Source organism: Flavobacterium sp. CG_9.1 (genome assembly GCF_015751645.1).
GTDB classification, from domain to species: domain Bacteria; phylum Bacteroidota; class Bacteroidia; order Flavobacteriales; family Flavobacteriaceae; genus Flavobacterium; species Flavobacterium xanthum.
Genome location: NZ_JADOVC010000004.1, coordinates 150,249 through 172,714, shown reverse-complemented (window position 1 = coordinate 172,714; position 22,466 = coordinate 150,249). Strand labels below are relative to the sequence as shown.

General features: G+C 33.9%; 24 protein-coding genes. 16 read left to right on the top strand and 8 right to left on the bottom strand.

The annotated features are described in order from the left end of the window. The first annotated feature begins 135 nt into the window (after positions 1-135). The 3 genes from IWX83_RS03855 (at position 136) to IWX83_RS03845 (ending at position 3,512) form a co-directional block, all read left to right on the top strand. On the top strand, positions 136-1,683 hold the full coding sequence (locus IWX83_RS03855) for an aldehyde dehydrogenase family protein (protein ID WP_196827775.1): 1,548 nt from the start codon (positions 136-138) through the stop codon (positions 1,681-1,683). An 87-nt stretch (positions 1,684-1,770) separates the two neighbouring features. Continuing rightward, a complete protein-coding gene (locus IWX83_RS03850) occupies positions 1,771-2,856 on the top strand; it encodes a hypothetical protein (RefSeq protein WP_196827773.1) in 1,086 nt (361 codons plus the stop codon). Further along, positions 2,853-3,512, top strand: a complete 660-nt coding sequence (locus tag IWX83_RS03845) for a hypothetical protein (RefSeq protein WP_073354444.1) — start codon at positions 2,853-2,855, stop codon at positions 3,510-3,512. Before IWX83_RS03850 ends, IWX83_RS03845 begins: the two co-directional genes overlap by 4 nt. 162 nt (positions 3,513-3,674) lie before the next feature. Here the strand turns inward: IWX83_RS03845 and IWX83_RS03840 are convergent, their stop codons facing one another. Continuing rightward, a complete protein-coding gene (locus tag IWX83_RS03840; RefSeq protein WP_196827803.1) occupies positions 3,675-4,172 on the bottom strand; it encodes a DUF6646 family protein in 498 nt (165 codons plus the stop codon). Positions 4,173-4,213: 41 nt separating this feature from the next. Next, a complete protein-coding gene (locus IWX83_RS03835) occupies positions 4,214-4,939 on the bottom strand; it encodes a metallophosphoesterase family protein (protein WP_196827771.1) in 726 nt (241 codons plus the stop codon). Positions 4,940-5,509: 570 nt separating this feature from the next. On the opposite strand from IWX83_RS03835, the gene IWX83_RS03830 reads away from it, so the two are divergent. Then, positions 5,510-5,803: a Bor family protein gene (locus IWX83_RS03830; RefSeq protein ID WP_073354450.1), complete on the top strand. Its 294-nt coding sequence runs from the start codon at positions 5,510-5,512 to the stop codon at positions 5,801-5,803. A 234-nt stretch (positions 5,804-6,037) separates the two neighbouring features. Here the strand turns inward: IWX83_RS03830 and IWX83_RS03825 are convergent, their stop codons facing one another. The 3 genes from IWX83_RS03825 to IWX83_RS03815 all read right to left on the bottom strand — a co-directional run bounded on the left by IWX83_RS03825 (position 6,038) and on the right by IWX83_RS03815 (position 9,068). Further along, positions 6,038-7,177: an ATP-binding protein gene (locus tag IWX83_RS03825; RefSeq protein ID WP_196827769.1), complete on the bottom strand. Its 1,140-nt coding sequence runs from the start codon at positions 7,175-7,177 to the stop codon at positions 6,038-6,040. 219 nt (positions 7,178-7,396) lie between these two features. Next, a complete protein-coding gene (locus tag IWX83_RS03820) occupies positions 7,397-8,149 on the bottom strand; it encodes an SDR family NAD(P)-dependent oxidoreductase (protein WP_196827767.1) in 753 nt (250 codons plus the stop codon). Positions 8,150-8,195: 46 nt separating this feature from the next. Next, positions 8,196-9,068: an aldo/keto reductase family oxidoreductase gene (locus tag IWX83_RS03815; protein ID WP_196827765.1), complete on the bottom strand. Its 873-nt coding sequence runs from the start codon at positions 9,066-9,068 to the stop codon at positions 8,196-8,198. Positions 9,069-9,280: 212 nt separating this feature from the next. Here IWX83_RS03815 and IWX83_RS03810 point away from each other — a divergent pair, with 212 nt between their 5' ends. From IWX83_RS03810 to IWX83_RS03765, 10 genes are all read left to right on the top strand, one after another. Further along, positions 9,281-10,285, top strand: a complete 1,005-nt coding sequence (locus IWX83_RS03810) for a MoxR family ATPase (RefSeq protein ID WP_073354459.1) — start codon at positions 9,281-9,283, stop codon at positions 10,283-10,285. Positions 10,286-10,364: 79 nt separating this feature from the next. After that, complete coding sequence (locus tag IWX83_RS03805) at positions 10,365-11,228, top strand: DUF58 domain-containing protein (RefSeq protein ID WP_132066334.1); 864 nt, start codon at positions 10,365-10,367, stop codon at positions 11,226-11,228. 96 nt (positions 11,229-11,324) lie between these two features. Beyond that, positions 11,325-11,684, top strand: a complete 360-nt coding sequence (locus tag IWX83_RS03800; protein WP_073354462.1) for a four helix bundle protein — start codon at positions 11,325-11,327, stop codon at positions 11,682-11,684. Positions 11,685-11,787: 103 nt separating this feature from the next. After that, on the top strand, positions 11,788-13,419 hold the full coding sequence (locus IWX83_RS03795) for a hypothetical protein (protein ID WP_196827763.1): 1,632 nt from the start codon (positions 11,788-11,790) through the stop codon (positions 13,417-13,419). Then, positions 13,419-14,420 (top strand): VWA domain-containing protein, encoded by a 1,002-nt coding sequence (locus IWX83_RS03790; RefSeq protein WP_073354468.1) that lies wholly within the window; start codon positions 13,419-13,421, stop codon positions 14,418-14,420. Before IWX83_RS03795 ends, IWX83_RS03790 begins: the two co-directional genes overlap by 1 nt. Positions 14,421-14,512: 92 nt before the next feature. Further along, complete coding sequence (locus tag IWX83_RS03785; RefSeq protein ID WP_196827761.1) at positions 14,513-15,547, top strand: VWA domain-containing protein; 1,035 nt, start codon at positions 14,513-14,515, stop codon at positions 15,545-15,547. Between the two features lie 47 nt (positions 15,548-15,594). After that, a complete protein-coding gene (locus IWX83_RS03780) occupies positions 15,595-16,344 on the top strand; it encodes a tetratricopeptide repeat protein (protein ID WP_196827759.1) in 750 nt (249 codons plus the stop codon). 20 nt (positions 16,345-16,364) lie between these two features. Then, positions 16,365-18,107, top strand: coding sequence for a BatD family protein (locus IWX83_RS03775; RefSeq protein WP_196827757.1), 1,743 nt, complete (start codon positions 16,365-16,367; stop codon positions 18,105-18,107). A 50-nt stretch (positions 18,108-18,157) separates the two neighbouring features. Beyond that, positions 18,158-18,253, top strand: coding sequence for a hypothetical protein (locus IWX83_RS17365; protein WP_084129643.1), 96 nt, complete (start codon positions 18,158-18,160; stop codon positions 18,251-18,253). Positions 18,254-18,299: 46 nt separating this feature from the next. Continuing rightward, positions 18,300-19,043 carry a tetratricopeptide repeat protein gene (locus tag IWX83_RS03765; protein ID WP_196827755.1) on the top strand — a complete coding sequence of 248 codons (744 nt, stop codon included), beginning with the start codon at positions 18,300-18,302 and terminating at the stop codon, positions 19,041-19,043. A gap of 34 nt (positions 19,044-19,077) precedes the next feature. On the opposite strand, the gene IWX83_RS03760 is transcribed toward IWX83_RS03765, so the two are convergent. Next, positions 19,078-19,617: a TlpA disulfide reductase family protein gene (locus IWX83_RS03760; RefSeq protein ID WP_196827753.1), complete on the bottom strand. Its 540-nt coding sequence runs from the start codon at positions 19,615-19,617 to the stop codon at positions 19,078-19,080. Positions 19,618-20,138: 521 nt separating this feature from the next. Further along, positions 20,139-20,762, bottom strand: coding sequence for a bacteriocin fulvocin C-related protein (locus IWX83_RS03755; RefSeq protein ID WP_196827751.1), 624 nt, complete (start codon positions 20,760-20,762; stop codon positions 20,139-20,141). A 172-nt stretch (positions 20,763-20,934) separates the two neighbouring features. Between IWX83_RS03755 and IWX83_RS03750 the strand changes: the two genes are divergently transcribed. After that, positions 20,935-21,279, top strand: coding sequence for a helix-turn-helix domain-containing protein (locus IWX83_RS03750; protein WP_196827749.1), 345 nt, complete (start codon positions 20,935-20,937; stop codon positions 21,277-21,279). Between the two features lie 65 nt (positions 21,280-21,344). Here the strand turns inward: IWX83_RS03750 and IWX83_RS03745 are convergent, their stop codons facing one another. Continuing rightward, positions 21,345-21,848 carry a CvpA family protein gene (locus tag IWX83_RS03745; RefSeq protein WP_196827747.1) on the bottom strand — a complete coding sequence of 168 codons (504 nt, stop codon included), beginning with the start codon at positions 21,846-21,848 and terminating at the stop codon, positions 21,345-21,347. A gap of 152 nt (positions 21,849-22,000) precedes the next feature. Between IWX83_RS03745 and IWX83_RS03740 the strand changes: the two genes are divergently transcribed. Continuing rightward, positions 22,001-22,357 (top strand): hypothetical protein, encoded by a 357-nt coding sequence (locus IWX83_RS03740; RefSeq protein ID WP_066075565.1) that lies wholly within the window; start codon positions 22,001-22,003, stop codon positions 22,355-22,357. Positions 22,358-22,466: the final 109 nt, after the last annotated feature.

Sequence of the window (22,466 nt, the reverse complement as noted above, 5' to 3'; positions counted from 1 at the left end):
AAAAAACGAGACCACAAAAGGATGCCACTTCTATCGGGGCTAAAAAGCATAAAATAAAAGTAGCGATGTTTATTTTTTCACGTTAAATCAATATATTTGTAAAAAAATATAACAATTTTTAATAAAAAAGTTACAATGATAACAATAGCAGATCAATTCGGAATCAAAGATGCCCTTAAGCAATTAGGGATTGAGGAGATAAATGAAGGAACATCAACTGGAGCAGCTAATTTTGCCAACGGAAAAATCATCGAAAGTTATTCACCAGCAGATGGGACTTTAATTGGAAAAGTAAAAACGTCTTCTAAAGAGGATTACGAAAAAGCGATGCAAAAAGCATCAGAAGCATTTTTAGAATGGCGCATGGTTCCAGCTCCTAAAAGAGGTGATATCGTACGTCAAATGGGAGATGAATTAAGAAAATTCAAAGAGCCTCTTGGAAGACTAGTTTCGTATGAAATGGGAAAAAGTCTTCAAGAAGGATATGGTGAAGTTCAGGAAATGATTGATATCTGTGATTTTGCAGTGGGTTTATCCCGTCAATTGTACGGATTAACCATGCATTCTGAAAGACCTTTGCACAGAATGTACGAGCAATACCATCCAATAGGAACGGTTGGAATCATTTCGGCATTTAACTTTCCAGTAGCGGTTTGGAGTTGGAACGCCATGATTGCATGGGTTTGTGGTGATGTTGCGATTTGGAAACCAAGTTCAAAAGTACCTTTATGTGGAATTGCGTGCCAGAATATTATCAAAACAGTTTTAAAAAGAAATAATGTTCCTGAAGGAGTGAGTTGCTTAGTAACAGGAAACGAATCAGGAGATTTAATCAATAATGACAAAAGAATTTCGTTGGTTTCTTTTACAGGATCAACTAGAATAGGACGTCACGTATCAAAAACCGTTGCAGAACGTTTTGGAAATACCATCCTTGAATTAGGAGGAAACAATGCAATTATTGTTTCGGAACATGCGGATATTAGTATGGTTCTAGTTGGAGCTGTTTTTGGAGCGGTAGGAACAGCAGGACAAAGGTGTACGTCAACTAGACGTTTGATTATTCACGAAAGTGTCTATGACAAAACCATCAGCGTTTTGAAAAATGCGTATGGTCAATTGCAAATAGGAAATCCATTGGATGAGAATAATCACGTTGGGCCGCTTATCGATAAAGGAGCTGTTCAGGATTATTTGAATGCGATTGAAAGAGCCAAAAAAGAAGGCGGAAAAATAATTGTTGAAGGCGGATTGGTTGAAGGCGAAGGATATGAAAGTGGTTGTTATGTAAGACCCTGCATTATTGAAGCGGAGAATCATTTAGACATAGTGCAAACAGAAACTTTCGCTCCAATTTTATATGTAATGAAATACAGTACAATTGAAGAAGCCATTGCTTTGCAAAACGGAGTTCCACAAGGACTTTCTTCTTCTATTTTTACCAATAGTATGAGAGAAATGGAATTGTTCCTTTCTCAATCGGGTTCTGATTGTGGAATTGCCAATGTGAATATCGGTACTTCTGGAGCAGAAATTGGTGGCGCTTTTGGTGGTGAAAAAGAAACGGGTGGCGGACGTGAATCTGGTTCAGATGCTTGGAAAGCATACATGAGAAGACAAACGAATACGATCAATTACGGAACCCAATTGCCATTGGCACAAGGAATCAAATTTGATTTGTAGTAATTTAGTTAACAATAAATTTATATTTAAACGCTTTGTCTTATTTAGATAAAGCGTTTTTTTATAAATTAGACAAAAAAAATATTAATGGCCAATTTAGCAGCAACATTTACAGATATTTCAGGTTGGCATAAAAATGTTCATTACAGTACTGGAGGTACTCGAAGTAAATACATTGCTTTGCACCCCGACACAAATGAAGAGTATTTTTTTAAAGGATCAAAAGAAACACCTCAAGGAGAAATTCGCTATCCAACAGAGTTTTGGTCTGAAATTGTTTCTTCTAAAATTGGTCAATTTTTAGGTTTTCCAATGTTAGATTATAATATTGCTTATGACACTAAGCATAAACAAAAAATAGGTTGTATTTCAAAGTCAATGGTTTTAAATTCGAAAAATAAATTGACCGAAGGGGTTGCTTATTTGACTGGTTTTAATTCAAAATACATTCCAAGTCAGGATAAAAAGGGTTATACATTTCAATTTATTTGTAATGCGTTGAATAAATTTTATTTAGGAAGTCATATTGATAATATTATTGAAATTATTGTTTTTGATTGTATAATTGGAAATTCTGACAGGCATCAAGAAAATTGGGGAACAATTGCTTACTATCAAGAAATATTTGACACTATTGAAAGAGATTTTAAAAGTAATAAAATAGGTTTTTTTGGAAAAATCAAAAACAACTTCAATAAATTATTGGGAGAAATGTTAGTCCAAAAACACGATACCAACAATAAACTTAGTAAATCAGATTTAATTGCACAGGCAGATTTAGCCCCTCATAAATTTGCACCCATTTATGATAGTGGTTGTTGTTTAGGAAGAGAACATACAGATGAAAAAGTTGTAAAAATGCTTGGTGATTCTCAAATGATAGAAGCATATGTTAGAAAGGGTGAGTCTGAGATTCATTGGGAAGGGAATACTAAAAAAAGGAAGCATTTTGAACTTATAGAATTATTGCTAGAATACTATCCAGCTGAAACGAAAAGGTTTATAGGTAGAGTTATGGAGAAATATAACTCCGATGCAATAGAAGATATAATTGAAAAAATTGATATAAATGTTCCAACGGATTTAATTAACTTTAAATTATCGGTTGCAAGAAAACAATTGATGTTTAAATTGGTAACTTTGCGCATTGAAAAATTAATCAAATATTTATGAAAGCAATAGGAAACATACACCTTATCTGGAGACCAGGTAAAGGCAGTAGAAGAATTTCTGTTGGTACTATTAAAAAAAGTGCCTCAGAAGGAATCCGCTTTCAATATAATCAGGATGGAGTTGAAGAAGCTAAGAAGTTAGGTTTTGTGCATTTTGAAGGCTTTCCGGATACAACTAAAGATAAAATTTATACGGAAAATGTAATTGAAATTTTTGGTCAAAGATTAATGCGTAGTGAGAGACCTGATTTACAAGATTTTTATGATTTTTGGAATATTGATTTAAGTAAAAAAGAAGATAAATATTACATGTTAGCTTTTACTCAAGGACTATTACCGACAGATAATTTTGAGTTTTTGGCTCATTTTAACCCTGTAGAAAATTTATCCTTTGTTACGGAAATAACTAATTTATTGGAAAGTCAAATACCTTCAGATAAGGTTGCGGTTGGAGATGTTTTAAGATATGAATTAGAACCGAATAATCAATACGATAATAAAGCTGTAAAAGTCTTCAAAGAAAATTTATATCTTGGGCGTATTAAACTAATTCACTGTAGTGTATTCCATAAAACAAGTAAGCAATTTGAGTTAATCGTTCAAGGAACTGAAAAAAATGGTGTATTAAAACGAATTTTCGTTAAAGCAAGTCTTTAATTTATATTCTCAGAATCAACTATACTACAAGTCTGCCATTGGCACAAGGAATCAAATTTGATTTGTAGAACCAAAATATAATAAACTAAAAAAGGCAATTTGAAATATTCAAATTGCCTTTTTTTATTTCAAATTACTTCAAAAATTGTTGTGAAAAGTATTTTACAAATTAAACGAAGCACCAATGTTAAACGTGAATTGGTTGTTTAATTTATCAAAACCTATTGGATTTGTTTTGTAACTGGCAATTGGAATTCCTGCTTCAGTGAAAAATCCAAAACCTTCCGTAAAGAAATATCGGAATCCTAAATGCGCACCAAAATTACGCAATCCTAAATCCAATCCTGGGTACAAATCCATTTTTGGATCTAATTTAAAAACATTCCCCAAGTTGGCATTAAACCGTCCTTTTATGTCCACTCTATCACCAAAATCAGGTTTGTTTCCCAAATCATCGTTGGAGACAGATAACAAGTACGAAGCGGCAAATCCAAATGACATATTTTCTCCCAGACCAAAACCAGAAGAAACACGAATTCCAGATCCTCCATCTTGAAAGTTCGCTCCTATGTCAAATTTCACATCGCCTTTTCCTTTGAATGCTTGTGCATTGATTAAACCGACTGTTAATAATACGAGTAATGTAGTAATCTTTTTTATGCTTTTATTTTTTAAATGGCGTCAAAAGTAGTTTAATAATTCTAATTTCTACCTCTCTCGTCAAAATACAATTGATCTAATGGTTCACTTTGCCAAAATTCCTTGGTGTCAACATCCATAATGGTTAATGGGCCTTTGAAAGCGGCTCCAGTATCCACATTCCAAATATTTGCCTTTTGTACAGGCGTTGTTTCCCCTATTCGAGTAACGGGTGTGTGACCAATGTAGATTTCGTCATACAAAGTAAAACGCTTTGGATAAAACGGGTGATTGCTTTTCATTGTTGTATCTAATGCCAAAGCCGTTTCCCATAAAGTTCTGTCCCAATAGAAAAGACCTGGAAAATATTCAAAATCAACCCCATTCATATTGGTAAAACCAGCGTGAACAAACAAACGCCGTTGCGCATCCAGATAATAATTGTCTAACGATTTTAGAAAATCAATATGCTGCTGCTTGGTTTCTGCACTTACGGACTCATAAGCAAGTAGGGTCGCTTCCCCGCCATGTTTGTACCACAATAAGTTGTCTTTACTTTCATCAAGCCATTCGAGTAAGAGATCATCATGATTCCCGCGAATGCAAATACAGTTCTGCTTGGTTTTTAAATCAATTATAAAGTCAAGCACCTGAGGGGATTGACTCCATCCGTCAACATAATCTCCTAGAAAAACCAGGGTGTCGCTTTTAGTAACTTTAGCTCTTTCCATAATTTGGTGCAGCGCTCGCAAACCACCGTGGATATCGCCTATAACAAGTGTTCTCATCTACAAATTGTTCTTTTTATTAATGCAAAAATAGCAGAAAATAAGCACTATTTTTCAGTTTATAAAATTAAGTAAAAGAGCGATGAAGCAGACTTTTTTAGTTTGTTTTTTTTAATTATTTTACAACATGATTATTTTTTTTTGAAACTGAAATATCACTGTTTTAGGTGATTGTTTTATTTAATTTTTCAGATTAGATTTACCAAAAATAAACACCGCTAGTATGACCGCAATTATTGATATTACAGTATTCCTTGTTCATGTGATTTGTAGTTTGGTAAACGATATTTTACTTGGGTAGTAGCTCACCTGAGTATAGCTTGCACGTAGATTTTGCTTAAGAGAATAGATTTGTAAAAATTGAAATCACTTTCTAATACAAAGAATGTTTTAAATCTTGAGGTTTTCAATCAGTGTACTTATAACAGTTTTCCATGCAGGCAACAGTAAAAAAACACATTGTATCTTTCGTTAAGTAAAATCATTATTTAATTAAGATTGCACAGCATGTTTTTAAAATGGACTCCATAAGAGTAATTAAATATATTAATTTTTTAAAAAAGAAAAAGAATGAAAAAAACAATTAAAAAGTTATCGGTAGTTTTTGCAGTTTCTGTAATGTTGACATCTTGTTTCTCTTACACAAGTGTTGTGGGTAAAGGAGCTCAAGGAAATTCAAGCGTTACAAAATGGAATCACTATGTTATTGGTGGATTAGCACCAGTTGGAGTGTCAGACTCTAAAGAAATGGCTGCAGGAGCAACAGATTATACTGTTTTCACAAGACAATCATTTGTAAATGGTCTTATTGCTGCAATTACTTTTAGTATTTACACGCCAACAACCACTACCGTAACTAAATAATTAAATAAAATGGCGATGGTTTTTATTAACCATCGCCAAATTTTAAAAAAATGAAAAAAATATTGTTTTTTATCTCCGGTATAATCACACTCTATTTATTGTTTATTTTAGTGAACATTTTTATATATCATTATCAAAAACTAAATAACTTTGGTTTTGGATTCCTTTTTGGAAAGATACTACTTTTACTGTTTTTTGGATATTCTACCTATAGATTGAGAAAGAGTTTTTAATTTACTGCACATCATATTTCATTTTCCTCAAAATTCGCAACGCTTCTTTAAAAGATAGATATACTTGGTTGAATGGCTTTAATAATGCTTTGGCATCAATCAATCTTTGTTTTGCCTCATCAAACCCGTTGAGGTAACAAATCATAAAAGTAGAGGGTAAGTTTTCTAAGTCTTTCCTTTCCCGCTCGGATAGCGAAATTTCTTTTTGGAGCTTTTTTAGCAAAGCAATATTGGAATTATAAATGTGAAAAAGCATTTTCTTGTTGAATTCTGGCGGCTTAAAAAGCATTTCACTTTCAATTTTGTAATATCCGTTATCATGAAAATGAATCGTTTGCTTTTCTAAAGGATAGTAGCTCGTTTTGTCATTCAAACCTAAGGGTACGTATTCAATTATAGTAAAAGTATCTTCGTCAAAAGTAATTTCGACAACATCCTGCGCCGAGTAAAATAGCTTGATTTGTTCGTTTATTAACTCAATATCTACACGCGACAAATAGGTTTTTTCCCGTGATTTCTTGGCAATTCCTGCCCAGCAAATTACAAATAACTCTTTGAATACTTTGTATTTTGGCGCCATATCCTTGTGCCGAAAATTCATGAAATCAATCACGCCATCGAGTGTGTATTCGATGCTGTTTCGGGAATTGTTTTCGATGCCAATTACAGTCTCCGTATTCTGGTAATTTTTTTCAATTTCTCCTTCAACCGGCATCGTGTTGCTGCCGCGTCGTATAAAAATACTGTTGGCTGGAATCGTGTGAATTCCTTTTTTGAAATGGGACGTTTTGCTTTTTGGCTTGACCGTAACTAATCCTATAACTTTATCTTTTGGCAAATTTGGGAAAGGCACATTTTCGTATTGAATCTTGGGAGGATTTTCCAGATAGGCGTTCACTAAATTCTGAATCCGACTGTCGTCAAAAAAATCGTCGCCTACAATAAGATTGTCATGATCTTCCACACCCACCACAATATAGGAGTTGTTAGAAGGATTTGAATTAGAGAGGGCACAGATGTGTTTTAAAAATTTGGCTTTTCCTTCGCGAGTGTGTAAATTCAACTGCCGCTTTTTATCATAAAAACTGCTCTCATCATTGTGAGCAAGCAAGTTCTTGATAAGAATGCGTTTGTTGATCATTACTATTTACTTTTTTATTGTCATTCAGGAAGTAATACTATTTCGATCCTTTTTAAAAAATAAATTACCGCGGATTCACAGATTTAAAATTAATTAAAAATCTGCAAATCTGCGGTAAATTTTTTATTCATTAAAATTTCTTGTTGATTCATTTTAAAAACAAATTGTAATTCGCGATTTTCAAAAATTTAAAAATAATTAATAGAAATAAATAATAATTTAATCTCTTTTTAAAATAGTTGCAGATGCCTGTGCAGTAGGTAAAACCATCAAATCGGCAATGTTTACGTGATAGGGTCTGGAGACAACAAAGTGAATGATATCAGCGATGTCCTCTGGATGCAATGGTTCAAAACCTTTGTAAACATTGGCGGCTTTGTCAACATCTCCTTTGAAACGCACTTCGCTAAACTCCGTTTCAACAGCACCAGGATGAATGGCACCAACGCGAATTCCATACGGATTCAAGTCCATTCGCATCGCTTGGTTTAAGGCGTCAACAGCATGTTTAGAGGCACAATACACATTTCCGTTAGGGTATACTTCTTTTCCCGCGATGGAGCCAATGTTGATAATATGTCCCGATTTTCGCTCAATCATTTGTGGTATTACAGCTTTCGAAACATATAAAAGCCCTTTTACATTGATGTCAATCATGGCATCCCAATCGTCTAAATTTCCGTTTTGAATGGGATCTAAACCATGTGCGTTTCCGGCATTGTTAACCAAAACATCAATTGTGGAAAAGGCCTCTGGTAAAGAATTGATGCTTTCGAAAACTGCTTTTTTATCGCGTACATCAAAGGATAAGGTGTGTACTTCAGTGAATGCTGAAAGTTCATTTTTTAGTTCCAGTAAGCGATCGTCACGGCGTCCACAAAGAATAATTTTATAGTTGTTTTTAGCTAATATTTGTGCTGTTGCTTTTCCAATTCCGCTGGTGGCTCCAGTCACTAAGGCTGTTTTACTCATGATTTTTTTCTGTTTTTTCTAAATTTATTATATTGGATATTTATATTTAGGCTACATCACTGCCCATGCTCGCGGACCAAATGGCAAACCAATCTTCTTGGTCTAATTCTAATTCGACAGCTTTCATCAAGGATTGAATTCGGGCTACGTTTACTGTTCCTGCAATAGGAATAACTTGCGCCGGATGTTTTAAAATCCAAGAAAGCAAAATAGTATCAGAACCAAAATGGTATTTTGAAACTAAGGTCGCCAGTAATTTTTTCAATCGTCTGGTTTGTGGAATATCTTCTCTAAAAACTGATCCCAGCGGATTCCATGACATCGGACGAATGGTATTGGCTTGCATGTAATCAAAACTTCCGTCCACCATTGGTTCAAAATTCGTTGCCGAAAACTGCACCTGATTGTACAAAACTTCTGTTTTTTGACGAATTAATTCTGTTTGTGAAGACGTGAAATTAGAAAGCCCAAAATCGATGATTTTTCCGTCTGATTTTAATTTTAAAACCGCTTCGGCAATTTCATCAGCATGCATCAGTGGGCTAGGTCTATGGAGTAATAGCACATCCAGATAATCCGTCTGTAAATTTTTTAACGAGTTCTCGACAGACCAGATGATGTATTCTTTGGAATATTCGTAATGTTTTATGTTGTTTTTACGGTTTTCAGTAACCATTTGGATGCCACATTTCGAAATTAATTGCATCTTTTCCCTTGCAAGTTTGCTGGAAGCGAATGCTTTTCCAAAATCAGTTTCAGTGGTGTAATCTCCATATATATCGGCATGATCAAAGGTGCTGATTTTGTTTTCTAAACACACATTAATCATGTTTTCCATTTCTTTGGTATTGAGATTTTTATCCCAAATTCCCCAATTCATTACACCCGCTACAATGGGCGATAATTTTGTTTTGCTCATGGTTTTTATTTTTTATTGAAATGCGTAAATCTTGTAATTCAAAGTATATTTTTCAAAGTTCTTAAAAATATAAAAATTGTATCACAATTAGTCCTTAAAATTAGGGTTTTTGCCGAAGTTTTAACCATTTATTAACATCTTACTTCTAAAAAAAAATTCAATTTGCACCTTCAAAACGAAGGCATTAAATTCAAGGTTTTAAAAATAATAAAATGGAAGAAAATACGGCGACTTTAGACATCAGAGCAATCAATGAAAAAATTGAAAGAGAGAGTGCATTTATAGACCTTCTCACGATGGAAATGAACAAGGTTATTGTGGGTCAAAAGCACATGGTCGAGCGTTTGTTAATTGGGCTTTTGGGTCAGGGACATATTTTATTAGAAGGGGTGCCCGGATTAGCAAAAACTTTAGCGATAAATACTCTTTCGCAGGCCATTCAGGGATCTTTCAGTAGAATTCAATTTACGCCGGATTTATTGCCAGCCGATGTAGTGGGAACTATGATTTATAACATTAAGTCAAATGAATTTTCGATAAAAAAAGGACCAATTTTCGCTAATTTCGTTCTTGCGGATGAGATTAATCGTGCGCCAGCCAAAGTGCAATCGGCATTATTGGAAGCCATGCAGGAAAAGCAAGTAACTATTGGGGATACTACTTTCAAGTTAGATAGACCATTCTTAGTTTTGGCTACGCAAAATCCAATTGAGCAAGAAGGAACTTATCAATTACCTGAAGCGCAAGTCGATCGTTTCATGTTGAAAACCGTTATTGATTATCCAAAAATGGAAGACGAGCGTTTAGTAATTCGTCAAAACCTAAAAGGAAGTTACGAAAAAGTAAATGCTGTTGTTTCAGTAGAACAAATTTTGCGTGCTCAAGAAGCAGTTCGTGAGGTGTACATGGATGAAAAAATAGAAAAATACATACTTGATATCATTTTTGCCACGCGTTACCCAGAGAAATATAAATTGGCTGATTTGAAACCATTAATCAGTTTTGGAGCGTCACCACGTGGAAGTATCAATTTGGCGACTGCCGCAAAATGCTACGCTTTTATCAAACGTCGTGGATATGTAATTCCAGAAGATGTTCGTGCGGTAGTGCATGATGTATTGCGTCACAGAATTGGCGTTACTTACGAAGCCGAAGCCGAAAATATTACTTCAGTAGACATCATCAACAAAATCGTAAACGAAGTAGAAGTTCCATAAAGTGATTAGTAATAAGTGACTAGTAATTAGCCGTGGTTAATTGCTAGTCACTATTCACTATTCACTAATTACTAAAAAAATGGATACAAAAGACCTCTTAAAAAAAGTACGAAAAATAGAAATCAAAACCCGAAGATTGAGTGATCACATCTTTTCGGGAGAGTATCACACGTCTTTCAAAGGACGTGGAATGACGTTCAGTGAAGTGCGTCAATACCAGTATGGCGATGATATTCGTGCAATTGATTGGAATGTAACTGCACGATACAACGAAGCACACGTAAAAGTTTTTGAGGAAGAGCGTGAACTGACCATGATGTTAATGGTTGATATTTCAGGTTCAGAAAGTTTTGGTTCGAAAAACCAATTTAAGAAAGATATTGTTACGGAAATTGCTGCAACAATGGCTTTTTCAGCAACTCAAAACAATGATAAAATTGGTTTGATTTTGTTTTCGGATGAAATCGAATTGTATATTCCGCCAAAAAAAGGAAGATCTCACGTGTTGCGTATCATTCGGGAATTGATAGAATTTCAGCCTAAAAGCCGTAAAACAGATATTGGGCAAGCCTTAAAATTTTTATCGGGAACCCAAAAAAAGAAAGCAATTGTATTTGTAATTTCTGATTTCATGTCGGAAGATTACGAGCATACATTAAAAATTGCTGCAAAAAAACACGACATAACGGGGATTCGCGTGTATGACATTCGGGAAGAAAAAATGCCGGATTTAGGAATGGTTTCTATGCTTGATGCTGAAACTGGAGCAATAGAATTGATAAATACCGGTTCGAAAGCAGTGCGAATGAATTATGAAAAACAGTACCACGATAAAGTAAACTATTTCAAAGAAACATTCAGTAAATCAGGCTCGGGAGTAGTAAACACTAGAGTTGACGAAAGTTATGTGACGAAATTATTAAGTTATTTCAAATCGAGATAATGATTTTGGATTTTTGATTAACGATTTTTGATTTCAGATTTTGTAGAAGTGGAAAATGGATTTTAGATTGGTAAAATAAAAATATAAACTTAATAAGTGAACAAGCAAGAATTAGAAAATAGATTGATAGATTTTGCATCAACAATAATAATCGTTGCAAGCAAATTTGAAAAAAACTATGCTGAAAATCATCTTGCTGGGCAAATAATTAGATCTGGAACTTCTCCCGCTTTAAATTATGGAGAGGCACAAAGTGCAGAAAGCAGTAAAGATTTTATTCATAAAATGGGCATTTGTTTAAAAGAGTTAAGAGAAAGCTTTGTTTGTTTAAAAATTATTGAAAAATCAAGTTTAACGTCCGATTTAACAAATCTAACTATTGCAAAAACTGAGGCTAATGAGCTAATTTCTATTTTCGTATCAAGTATTAAAACAGCTAAAACAAATCTGAAATAAATTTAGATTTTTGATGAAAAACGAATCGAAGTTTCTGGGTCAAATCTGAAATCAAAAATCGTTAATCCTCAATCAAAAATCGAAAGAGGTTCAATAATAAAAGATGAAAAAACAATTATACCTACTATTATTACTGCTTTCTACGGCTGTTTTTGCACAACAAAAGCAAGTGGTTACTAGCATTGATACTACTAAAAATAAAATTGGCGCCGAATTTAAACTGTCTATTAAAACTACTGTTGATACTTCGGCTAAAGTGATTTTCCCTAGACTAAAAAACTTGGGGGCTTTAGAGGTAATTCAGTCCTATCCTATTGATACTGTCAAAATGGACGGGCGTTACGAATTAATCAAAAAATACGGTTTAACCCAATTTGATTCGGGTAGATACGTGGTTCCCAGTATCAAGATTTTCATCAACAGCAAACCGTTTCTTACGGATTCGCTTTTGGTAGAGGTGGCGAATGTTCAAGTAGATACTTTGAAACAAAAAATGTTCGACATTAAGGATATTGCTCCAGCGGATAACCCAATTGGAAACTGGTGGAAATACCTGTTGATCATTGCGTTGATCATAGGTATTGGAGCCTTTATTTATTGGTTTATTAAAAAACGCCAGGAAAAGAAACTACAGGAAGAAATTTATAAAACGCCAATCGAGAAAGCGACTACTTTGTTGGATACTTTGGAGAAAAAGGAACTTTGGCAAAAAGGAGAAGTCAAAGCGTATTATAGCGAATTGACTGATATCGCCAGAAACTATATTGAAGAAGCGATAGAAATTCCGGCAATGGAAAGTACAACTTCGGAGCTGATTCAAGGACTTAGAGCAGCTTCTGTCAAAAAGAAAATGACGCTTTCTCAGGAAATAATTGAAAATCTGGAACGTGTTTTAAAACAAGCCGATTTAGTGAAATTTGCCAAGTCAAAACCATTGGATTTTGAAATTACCGAAGACCGCAATAAAATTCAAAAAGTAATTTTGACCTTAGACAATTCAATTCCTGTGGAAATTCCTGTAGAGGAAGACACGTTGTTGAATGAGGCGCAAAGACAAAAACAAATCCAAATTCAGTTGCGCAAGCAAAGGAACAAACGCATCGTGACTGCGGTGGCTTCGGTTGTTTTTTTATTGGCAGCGACCACCACTTTTTTCATTGTTACCAAAGGGTTTGACTATGTAAAAGATAATATTATTGGTCATCCTACAAAAGAATTATTGGAAGGCGAATGGGTTAAAAGTGAATACGGAAATCCAGGAATTATCATAGAAACACCAAAAGTGCTCAAGAGAGTAGATTTGACAAAGACACTCCCTAAAGACGGAATGGCCTTAATTAAAGAAATGCAATCCTTTGCGTATGGAAGTGTTTTGGACCGTTTTTATGTGATGGTTTCTACGTTAAAATTCAAAGCGGAAACACAAATTGATTTGGCAAAATCTATGGATGGCGCGTTGCAATCACTGGAAGCGCAAGGAGCTCAAAACATGATTGTAAAACAAGAAGATTTTGAAACCAATGAAGGAGTCAAAGGATTGAAAGCCTACGGAACTTTTTCTCAAGTTGATGGTGAAAATAAGACCACGGCAAAAATGTATTATGAAGCCATATTGTTCAGTCAAGAAGGCGGATTACAACAAATTTTACTTTTTCATGAAGAAGGAGACAAGTATGGCAACGAAATTTCAGAACGCGTTTTGAATGCTGTCGAATTAAAACAAGCAAGTAAATAATGGAGAAAATAACTTTTTTAAACCCAGAATTTTTTTGGTTGTTTCTGCTGATTCCAGTTGTAATTGTCTGGTTCATGCGAAAAAAGAACCATCAATCAGCCACGTTAAAGATAAGCTCGTTAGAAGGATTTAAAGGAACAGGATCGTATTTGACCAAGTTAAAACCAATGTTGAATGTGCTTCGGGTTTTGGCTTTATGCTCTCTGATAATTGCAATGGCAAGACCAAGAACGGTAGATATCAGTAATAAAACAAAAACTACGAAAGGTATTGATATCGTCATGGCGATAGACGTTTCCGGAAGTATGCTGGCCAAAGATTTGAAACCGAACAGAATGGAAGCCCTGAAACGAGTGGCCGCTGATTTTGTTGAAGAACGACCAAATGACAGAATTGGACTTGTGGTTTATGCCTCTGAAGCGTACACAAAAACCCCGGTAACCAGCGATAAAGCAGTTATTCTGGATGCTATCAACAGCATTAAATATGATAATGTTTTACAGGACGGAACCGGAATAGGAATGGGATTAGCGACTGCTGTGAATAGATTGAAAGACAGTCAGGCCAAGAGCAAGGTGATTATTCTTTTGACAGATGGAGTGAATAATGCCGGATTTATTGAGCCAGAAACAGCATCGGATATTGCCAAACAATACGGAATCAAAGTGTATACTGTTGGTATTGGAACCAATGGAATGGCCATGTTTCCTTATGCTATTGCGCCAAACGGAAAATTTTTGTTCCAAATGATGAAAGTGGAAATTGACGAGCAGTTGATGAAAAATATCGCCAGAAAAACAGATGGGAAATATTTTAGAGCAACAAGCAACAGCAAATTAGCGGAGATTTATGCTTCCATCAATAAACTGGAAACGACTGAAATTGAAGAATTAAAATTCTATGATTACGATGAAAAATTCAGACCATTTATTTGGTTTGCCGGTTTTTTATTGTTGCTGGAAATAGGATTAAGGAATACAGTTTTTAAAAGCTTTATATAATATACAAACAAGTCATCAAGTGAGTAGTTTAGAGGTTAGTAAGCCTTGTGAACTTTGCGCCTTCTTTGTGAACTTAGCGGTTAAGAAAAATTATGGAATTAGACGAAAAAATATATTTATATCTTCTCATTATATTGCCTTTGGTGGTGTTGGTTTTTCTGTTCAATTTATATTGGAAAAGAAAAAAACAACGCGAGTTTGGGGATTTAGAAATGGTAAAAAAACTGAGTCCTGAAAGTTCAGTTTTTAAACCCGTTTTGAAAGTATCAGTACTGATTTTGGCTTTGCTTGGACTGATTCTTGGTTTGGTCAATCCAAAGATTGGTACCAAAATGGAAACCGTAAAGCGAGAAGGAATCGACATTGTTTTTGCTATTGATGTCTCCAAAAGTATGTTGGCCGAAGATGTAGCGCCAAATCGATTGGATAAAAGCAAGCAGATTGTTTCCCAAATCATTAATCAGTTAGGAAGTGATCGTATAGGAATTGTGGCGTATGCAGGAAGCGCTTTTCCAGTATTGCCTATCACCACAGATTATGGAGTGGCCAAAATGTTTTTGCAAAGCATGAACACGGGTATGGTTTCCTCACAGGGAACGTCGCTGGATGAAGCTATAAAATTATCGTCCACCTATTTTGATGATAAAAGTAAAACTAGTAAATTATTGATTCTGATTTCGGATGGTGAAGATCATTCGGAAGGAGCCGAAAGCGCTGCCGAAGAAGCCAATAAACTGGGAATGAAAATTATCACCATAGGAATTGGAACTGAAAAAGGAGGGACAATTCCCTTAAAAAGGAATGGGGTTGTGGAGAGTTTTCAAAGAGACAATAACAATGAGGTGGTGATCACTAAATTGAATAAAGCCAGTTTAGAAGTGATTGCAAAAACGACTAAAGGGGGATATATAAGTGGGAATAACACCAAAGAAGTGATGGAATACATCAAGAATGCTTTAGATAATATTCAAAAAACCGAATTTGAAGCGACCGAAATGGCCGATTTTCAATCGCAATTTCAATGGTTTTTGGGGTTTGCTTTTTTGCTGTTATTTGTGGATGTTTTTCTGTTGGAAAGAAAAACAAGTTGGGTTAAAAAATTAGATTTATTTAACGAGAATAAATAATTATTTCGAGAAGGTTTTGAAGCCTTTTGGATGTATAGATACCATAAATGAAAAGATTTAAAATTATCATAATTGCCTTTTTAATCGTTGCTCTCTCCGGGACAGCTGGATTGTATGCGCAACAAAAAGATCGCATTTTGCCCAAAGGAAACCAAGATTATGCGGAAAATAAATTTGTAGAAGCCGAAGCTAATTACCGAATTTCGGATTCAAAATTCCCTAATAAAGCCGCTGCTCCTTTTAATCTTGGAAATAGTATTTACAAGCAAAAACAGTCATCCGAAGCGAAGTTTGCGTATGCCAAGGCGTTGAAAAATTCAAAAACAAGACCTCAGCAACACCGTGCTTTTCATAATTTAGGTAATGTGTTCATGAATGAAAAAGATTATGCACAAGCGGTAGAAGCGTATAAAAATGCATTGAGAAATGATCCGACGGATGAAGAGACCCGTTATAATTATGCTTTGGCCAAAAAAATGCTTAAAGATAATCCTCCAAAAGACGACAAGAAAAAAGACGAGAAAAAAGATCAAGAAAAGAAGGAAGATAAAAAAGACAGCGAAAAAGATAAAAAGGACGAAAAAGATAAAAAAGACGACAAAGGCGATCAGGACAAACAAAATAAAGATCCGAAACCCAATGACAAGGGAGAACCAAAACCAGCGCCAGTAGGAATTTCTAAAGAACGTCTAGAAAATCTTTTAAATGCCGTAAATAAAGAGGAGAAGAAAGTTCAGGATAAAGTGAATGCCCAAAAAGTACAAGGAAAACCAGTTAAAACCGAGAAGGATTGGTAATTCAATTAGAGAGTTTGAAAATGAAAAAATATATAGCGGCGATTGTTTTATTGGTGTGCAGCACACTCGGTGCTCAGGTTCAGTTTGAGGCCAGAGTGAGTAAAAGTACGCTGGGCTTGAATGAAAGATTGCGTATTGATTTTATGATGAATGTAGATGGTGATAATTTTGTGCAGCCTTCTTTTGATGGTTTCCGAATTGTTGCTGGACCCAGTCAGCAGGTAAGTCAATCGTGGGTAAACGGAAGAAGTTCCTTTGAAAAAGCCTATTCTTATATTCTTTTGCCAAATAAAAAAGGTACATTAGTGATCAAGTCGGCAGCTATAGAATACAATGGTCAAATTTACAAAACGGCGCCTGTAAAAATCAATGTTACTGACGCACAAGAGCAACCACGAGATCCTAACGACTCACCAATATCGGCCGATGAAAACCTGTATCTAGTTGCTGATGTCTCTAAAGCTAACCCTTATGTCAACGAGCCAACAACAGTAGTCTATAAATTGTATTTTGCAAATATTGGAATCTCAAATTTTAGAGAATTAAGTAAACCAAAATACAATGATTTTTGGAGTCAAAATATAGAAATAAAACAACTTGTAGCAGAAGAAGGACAGTTCAAAGGGCAGAATTACAGGTATATAGTACTAAAGAAAGTAGTGCTGTATCCACAAAAATCGGGAAGACTTAAAATAGAACCGTTATCCTTAGAAATCGATGTGCAATTGCCAACGAATCGCAGGGATATGTTTGGTAGAATGGTGCTCACAGAAACCAGTAAAAGAGTTTCAGCAGGAGGAAAGACTATAAATGTTAAACCTCTGCCAGAAGCAGGAAAACCAGAAAATTTTAATGGTGCAGTTGGAAACTTTGACTTCAAAGTGATGCCTTCAAAAACTAATTTGAAACACGGTGAAAGCCTGGATTTGGTTGTCAGTGTAACCGGAAAAGGGAATTTAAAACTATTCACTTTGCCAAAACCTGTAGTGCCAAATGCACTGGAAATGTATGATGCTGTTCACAGCGAAGATATCAGTACACCACTTTCTGGAATGGCTGGAAAATCGTCGGATAGTTATACTATAATTCCACAATACAGAGGCAATTATCCGGTTAAACCAATGGAGTTTTCTTATTTTGACCTGAGTTCTGGAACCTACAAAACAATAAAATCTCCGGAGGTGATGATCAATGTTTTGGATGGACCTACACCGGCTGATTCTACTACAACAGATGGAAACAAAAATAAAATTGTTGTTGAGGAATTTAAAACCATCAAATCAAAAACTAATCTTGTTATTATAGATAAAGAGGGTTTCTTTGGATCAAATTTGTTTATTGGATTGTTATTGCTTCCTTTTTTACTGGTTCCAATAATTATTTTATTCAAAAAGAAGAAAGAGGCTATGGATGGGGATGTCTCTGGAAACAGAATCCGAATGAATAACAGATTGGCCAAGAAATATTTATCAGAAGCGAAGAAACAAATCAACAACAAAGAACTGTTTTACATTGCGCTGGAAAAAGCGATGCACAATTTCCTAAAAGCAAAATTACACATTGAAACTTCAGAAATGAGCAAGAATAATATTCAGGAATTATTGTTATCTCGAAATGCAAAACCAGAAGCAGTAAATGATTTTATTGCACTTACTGAAAATTGTGAAGTGGCCCGTTATGCACCTTCGTCAAGTGTTACGATACAACAGGATTTTGATAAAGCGGTATTTATAATCTCTGAATTAGAAAAACAGATTGCTTAATATTTTGCTTAACCACAAAGTGCACAAAGTTTATATGATTACTAACCTATTTGAGATTGTCAGATTGCAGATTAGGATTACTAATTAATTTTAATGTAAAATTGCTAAAAGAAGGTGTAAGACGAGTTATAAATGGAGCGCTTTAAATAGTGATCTTTGCGACTTCCTTGTTACCTTCGTGTTTAAATTTTTATGAAAAATATACTATACCTACTTTTACTTTCAACCCAGATTTTCTTTGCCCAAAATGGCTTCGAAAGAGGGAATGCGTACTATGCAAAAGGACAGTACACCGAAGCTATAGCAGCTTATGAAAGTGTTTTGAAAGACAATAAGCACTCCTCTGAAGTGTATTTCAATTTAGGAAATGCCTATTATAAATTGAATGAAGTAGCACCTTCAATTTATAATTATGAGAAAGCATTGGTTCTTAATCCAAGCGATAAGGAAAGTCTAAACAACTTGAAATTTGCTCAAAAACGAACGATAGATGAAATTAAAGTAATCCCAAAAGTAGGCTTTGCAAAGTTGGTTCGTGATTTTACCGGAGTATATCATTACAATACTTGGGCGTGGATTTCTGTAGGATTAGCGGTAGGCTTCTTACTTTTTTTCATAGGGTATTATTTTTCACAAATTACAGGTTCAAAACAAATTTTCTTTTTTGGAATGTTTGTAGCTGTTTTTCTGATGCTAATCAGTATTTCATCAGCAATTTTTGAAAAAAGCCATTTTGATACGGAGAAACCTGCTATAGTTTTTGCAGAAATGGCAAATGTAAAATCGGAACCTAGAAATGGGGGTAAGCCCATTTTTGTGCTCCACGAAGGAACAAAAGTATTCGTGTTTGAAACAATAGGCAGATGGAAAAAAATTCAACTTACAGATGGAACCGAAGGCTGGATTGAAAGCGATACGATCAGACAAGTGAAGTAGTTTTCTTGATTAATTCGCTTTAAAAACAGGCAACCTATTTTTTTCCTAACTTTTTACCTTCATTCAATAATTTTTCTATTTGGCTATCAATAGTGTACATAAATACTTTTTTGTCTGTTTCAAGAATACCACTAAATCTTATTTTTCCGTTTTTTAGAATTAGTAAGTGAGGGAATGCATTAACTTTGAGGCTGTCTTCGACTTGTTTAGCAGAAGCGGCATATATTTTTGGAAAAGTATAACCCAGCTTTTTTAAAATAGTTGTTGTTTTAGTAAATTTATCATTACGCAAAGGAACATTCACAGCATAAATTAGCACGTCAGGATTATTTTTGTATTTCAAGTATGTTTGTTCTAAATCAGGGAATTTTGTAAAACAAATGGAGCACGAAGTCGTCCAAAAATCAAGCACGATTATTTTGTCTTTATTAAATTTTACAGTTGTTTTGTTTTTGTCAGTAAATAGTACTTCGGGATATTGGCTATTCATTTCAGCATTTTGATTTTCAACTAAAACCAATACATTTTGAAATAACACATATCCTACAACTCCGAAAATACCTATCGCTAACAATACAATTATCTTTTGTTTAAACTTAAAATATGCATAAGCCAAAAGACTACTAATTGGTAAAAAAATCAAGTATAATATGGTTCGGGAATATTGATTATAGATAAAAAATAAAGTAAGAAAAATAAGTATTATGGGTGATATCAAGATAAGAATTGACTTCAATGCTTGATTAAAAGTATTAGTCTGAAAAATTTTGATAGATATGAAAAAATTAGTTGTCAAAAATAACAGCAACATCAAGGGATGGTCGCCATAAGTTATCGTGCCAAATAATATGTAACAGATAATTAAAATTAAAGCTGTTATTATGTTTTTTTTATAGGATTTCATAGATTAATATTTGTCATATGGTCACTAGGATTAATTTCTGCTTGATAGGTAAGTATTAATTTAATTAATCAATTTTTGATAACCCCAATAACTTTAAAAGTTAAATTTAGTAGTAAGATTACAATTTTGTTCTTACTACTAAACTTAACTTTTTAAGTTTTAACTAGGTTTTTTTCTGTTTATTTCAACTATTATAAAACTGGCCCAACCCTTCTTTCACACGAAAATGCCCATAAGAATCCGCACCCTGAACTTGTAGATATACAGTTTGATGTTGATCCGCCTGCATATGAATCACAAGTCCAATTGCAATTACAATCTCTTGTTACTGTTGTTTTATTCATTTCTGAACCAATTTCATTGGCGTTATAGTCATAATTCATAGAATATAAATCAGTAATTATTTCTTTCGGTACTGTTGTATTACCTTTAAATTTACCTTCATATTGATAATCATTTAACTCTGTAAACATTTTGTAAAAGTCTTCAGCTGGTATGCTTTTTGCTAAACCTATAGCTATTTCACTCATGCTTTGAGGGTTAACTTGTTCTTTGTTTAATTCAATAATTAATTTTTTAATAAGATTTCTGCTGTCTGTAGGTAATTCTTCATTTAAAAGTTGGTTTAATTTTTCATTCCACAATTCAATTTTACTTTTTTTGTTTAATAAATTGAAATCACTCTTGATAGCTGAATAATCTTTGTTTTTCAGGAACGATTCTCTTAGATTGGCATTAACAGGAGATTCTTGCGAATCTGTTTCTTTAGAACATGCGATGAAGATAGTTGTGAATAGCGTTAGCACTAATAACATTAATGCTGAAATTTTGATTTTTTTCTTAAAAGTAATAATTAATTGGTTAAAATTTTCTTAATCCAAAAGTATTTCAAAATTCAAAGTATTCTTATGAATATTTGGGGTATTATTACCCCAAATTCACATATTTTAAGTTAGTTTCTTACATTTGTTTTTAAATATATACAAAATGAATATCAACGTAGGTAATAAACTCAAACAGTTAAGAAAAAGTAAAAGTATGTCACAGGAGCAAGTTGCAGATTATTTGCATCTGTCTCAATCTGCATACGCTAGAATGGAAAGTGGAGAAAGTCACTCTTGGGCTAGCCATATTGATAAATTATGTGAGGTTTTTGAAATAACTCCAGAGGAATTAGTTAGAGGTGAAAAGATGATTGTTGGTAATATTGGCACAAACAATGGAGTGGGTTATGCTGAAGTGGTTAATCAACTTTCTGAAAAGTTAATTGAACAATACGAAGAAAGAATTAAAGATTTAAAGCAGACGATACTGGATTTAAAAAATAAATAAATCAATATATTGCAATTTTGTAATATTATTCTCTTATATTTATAATTGATAATATTAACTAAAAACTATTTTTTCTTCAAACCATCATACCAACTTTCGATAGAAGGATACAAGTAGCCAGCTGTTTTTTGAATTGGATTGTAAAAAAGAGAATTATCCAACGTTTCTTTTTTGGTTAAAAAGTGGTTGTAATTTATTTTTTCGAAAACTGCAAAGACAATACTGGTAATCAAAATTGTTTTTAATACCCTGAAGAAGCCACCGCCAATCGCGTTCAACCATCCCAAAAAAGCAAAATCAGCTATTCCAGTGAGGAATTTGCCTAATAAGGAGACCACAATCACCACGGAGATAAAAGTTAGTATAAAGGCAACAATTTGAATCGTGTTGGGATTCCATTTCACAAATCCTGCTAAAACTTCTTTCACAAATGAAGAAAATTTTATCGCAAAATAAATCCCTGCCAATAAGGAAACTAAAGAAGCTAATTCAATAAAAAGACCGTTTTGTAATCCTTTATAAAAAGCTAAAGCAAGCAATACACCCAAAATGATATCCAAAAACCCCATAAACAAAGAATAAAGACAGAAGAACAAAGATAAAAGAATATTCCAAATTCAAAAACGGAGTGCCTATCTTTACCAAAATAATTTTGATTAAGACTTTTGCAATTTGTTTTTTCACAAATCCTAAATCTAAAATCACAAATCTTAAATTAAACATGTCAAGAGACACGCAACTTAAAGAACGCTGGGAACAGCTTGTAAATATACTTTCCAATCAATTTTCACAAGGAGAAGACTTAGATTTAGACGCCATTATATATTTAATTGGAGTCCAGGAACTGGGGAAAGTACACAGTGAATACAAGAAAGATGAAAAATTAAACTTGATGCACATTGCCATTTGCAGATTATTAGAGCCGTATGGTTTCTACGAATTCGAGTTTTTTGATGAGGACGGATGGCCACATTATAAAGTAAAAGAGGAATTACCGCCATTAAAAGCAGGGGAGCAATCTGTTTTAATGAAAGAAGCTATTGTGAATTATTTCTTGGAACGGGAAGTCATAGAATAGTTAATTTGATGTAACTATCTTAGTTTAACTTTTAATGCAACAAACTTGAAACATTAGACGTGAAACTTCCAACAAATTTCTTAAATTTGCATTCTCAAATATAGAATGA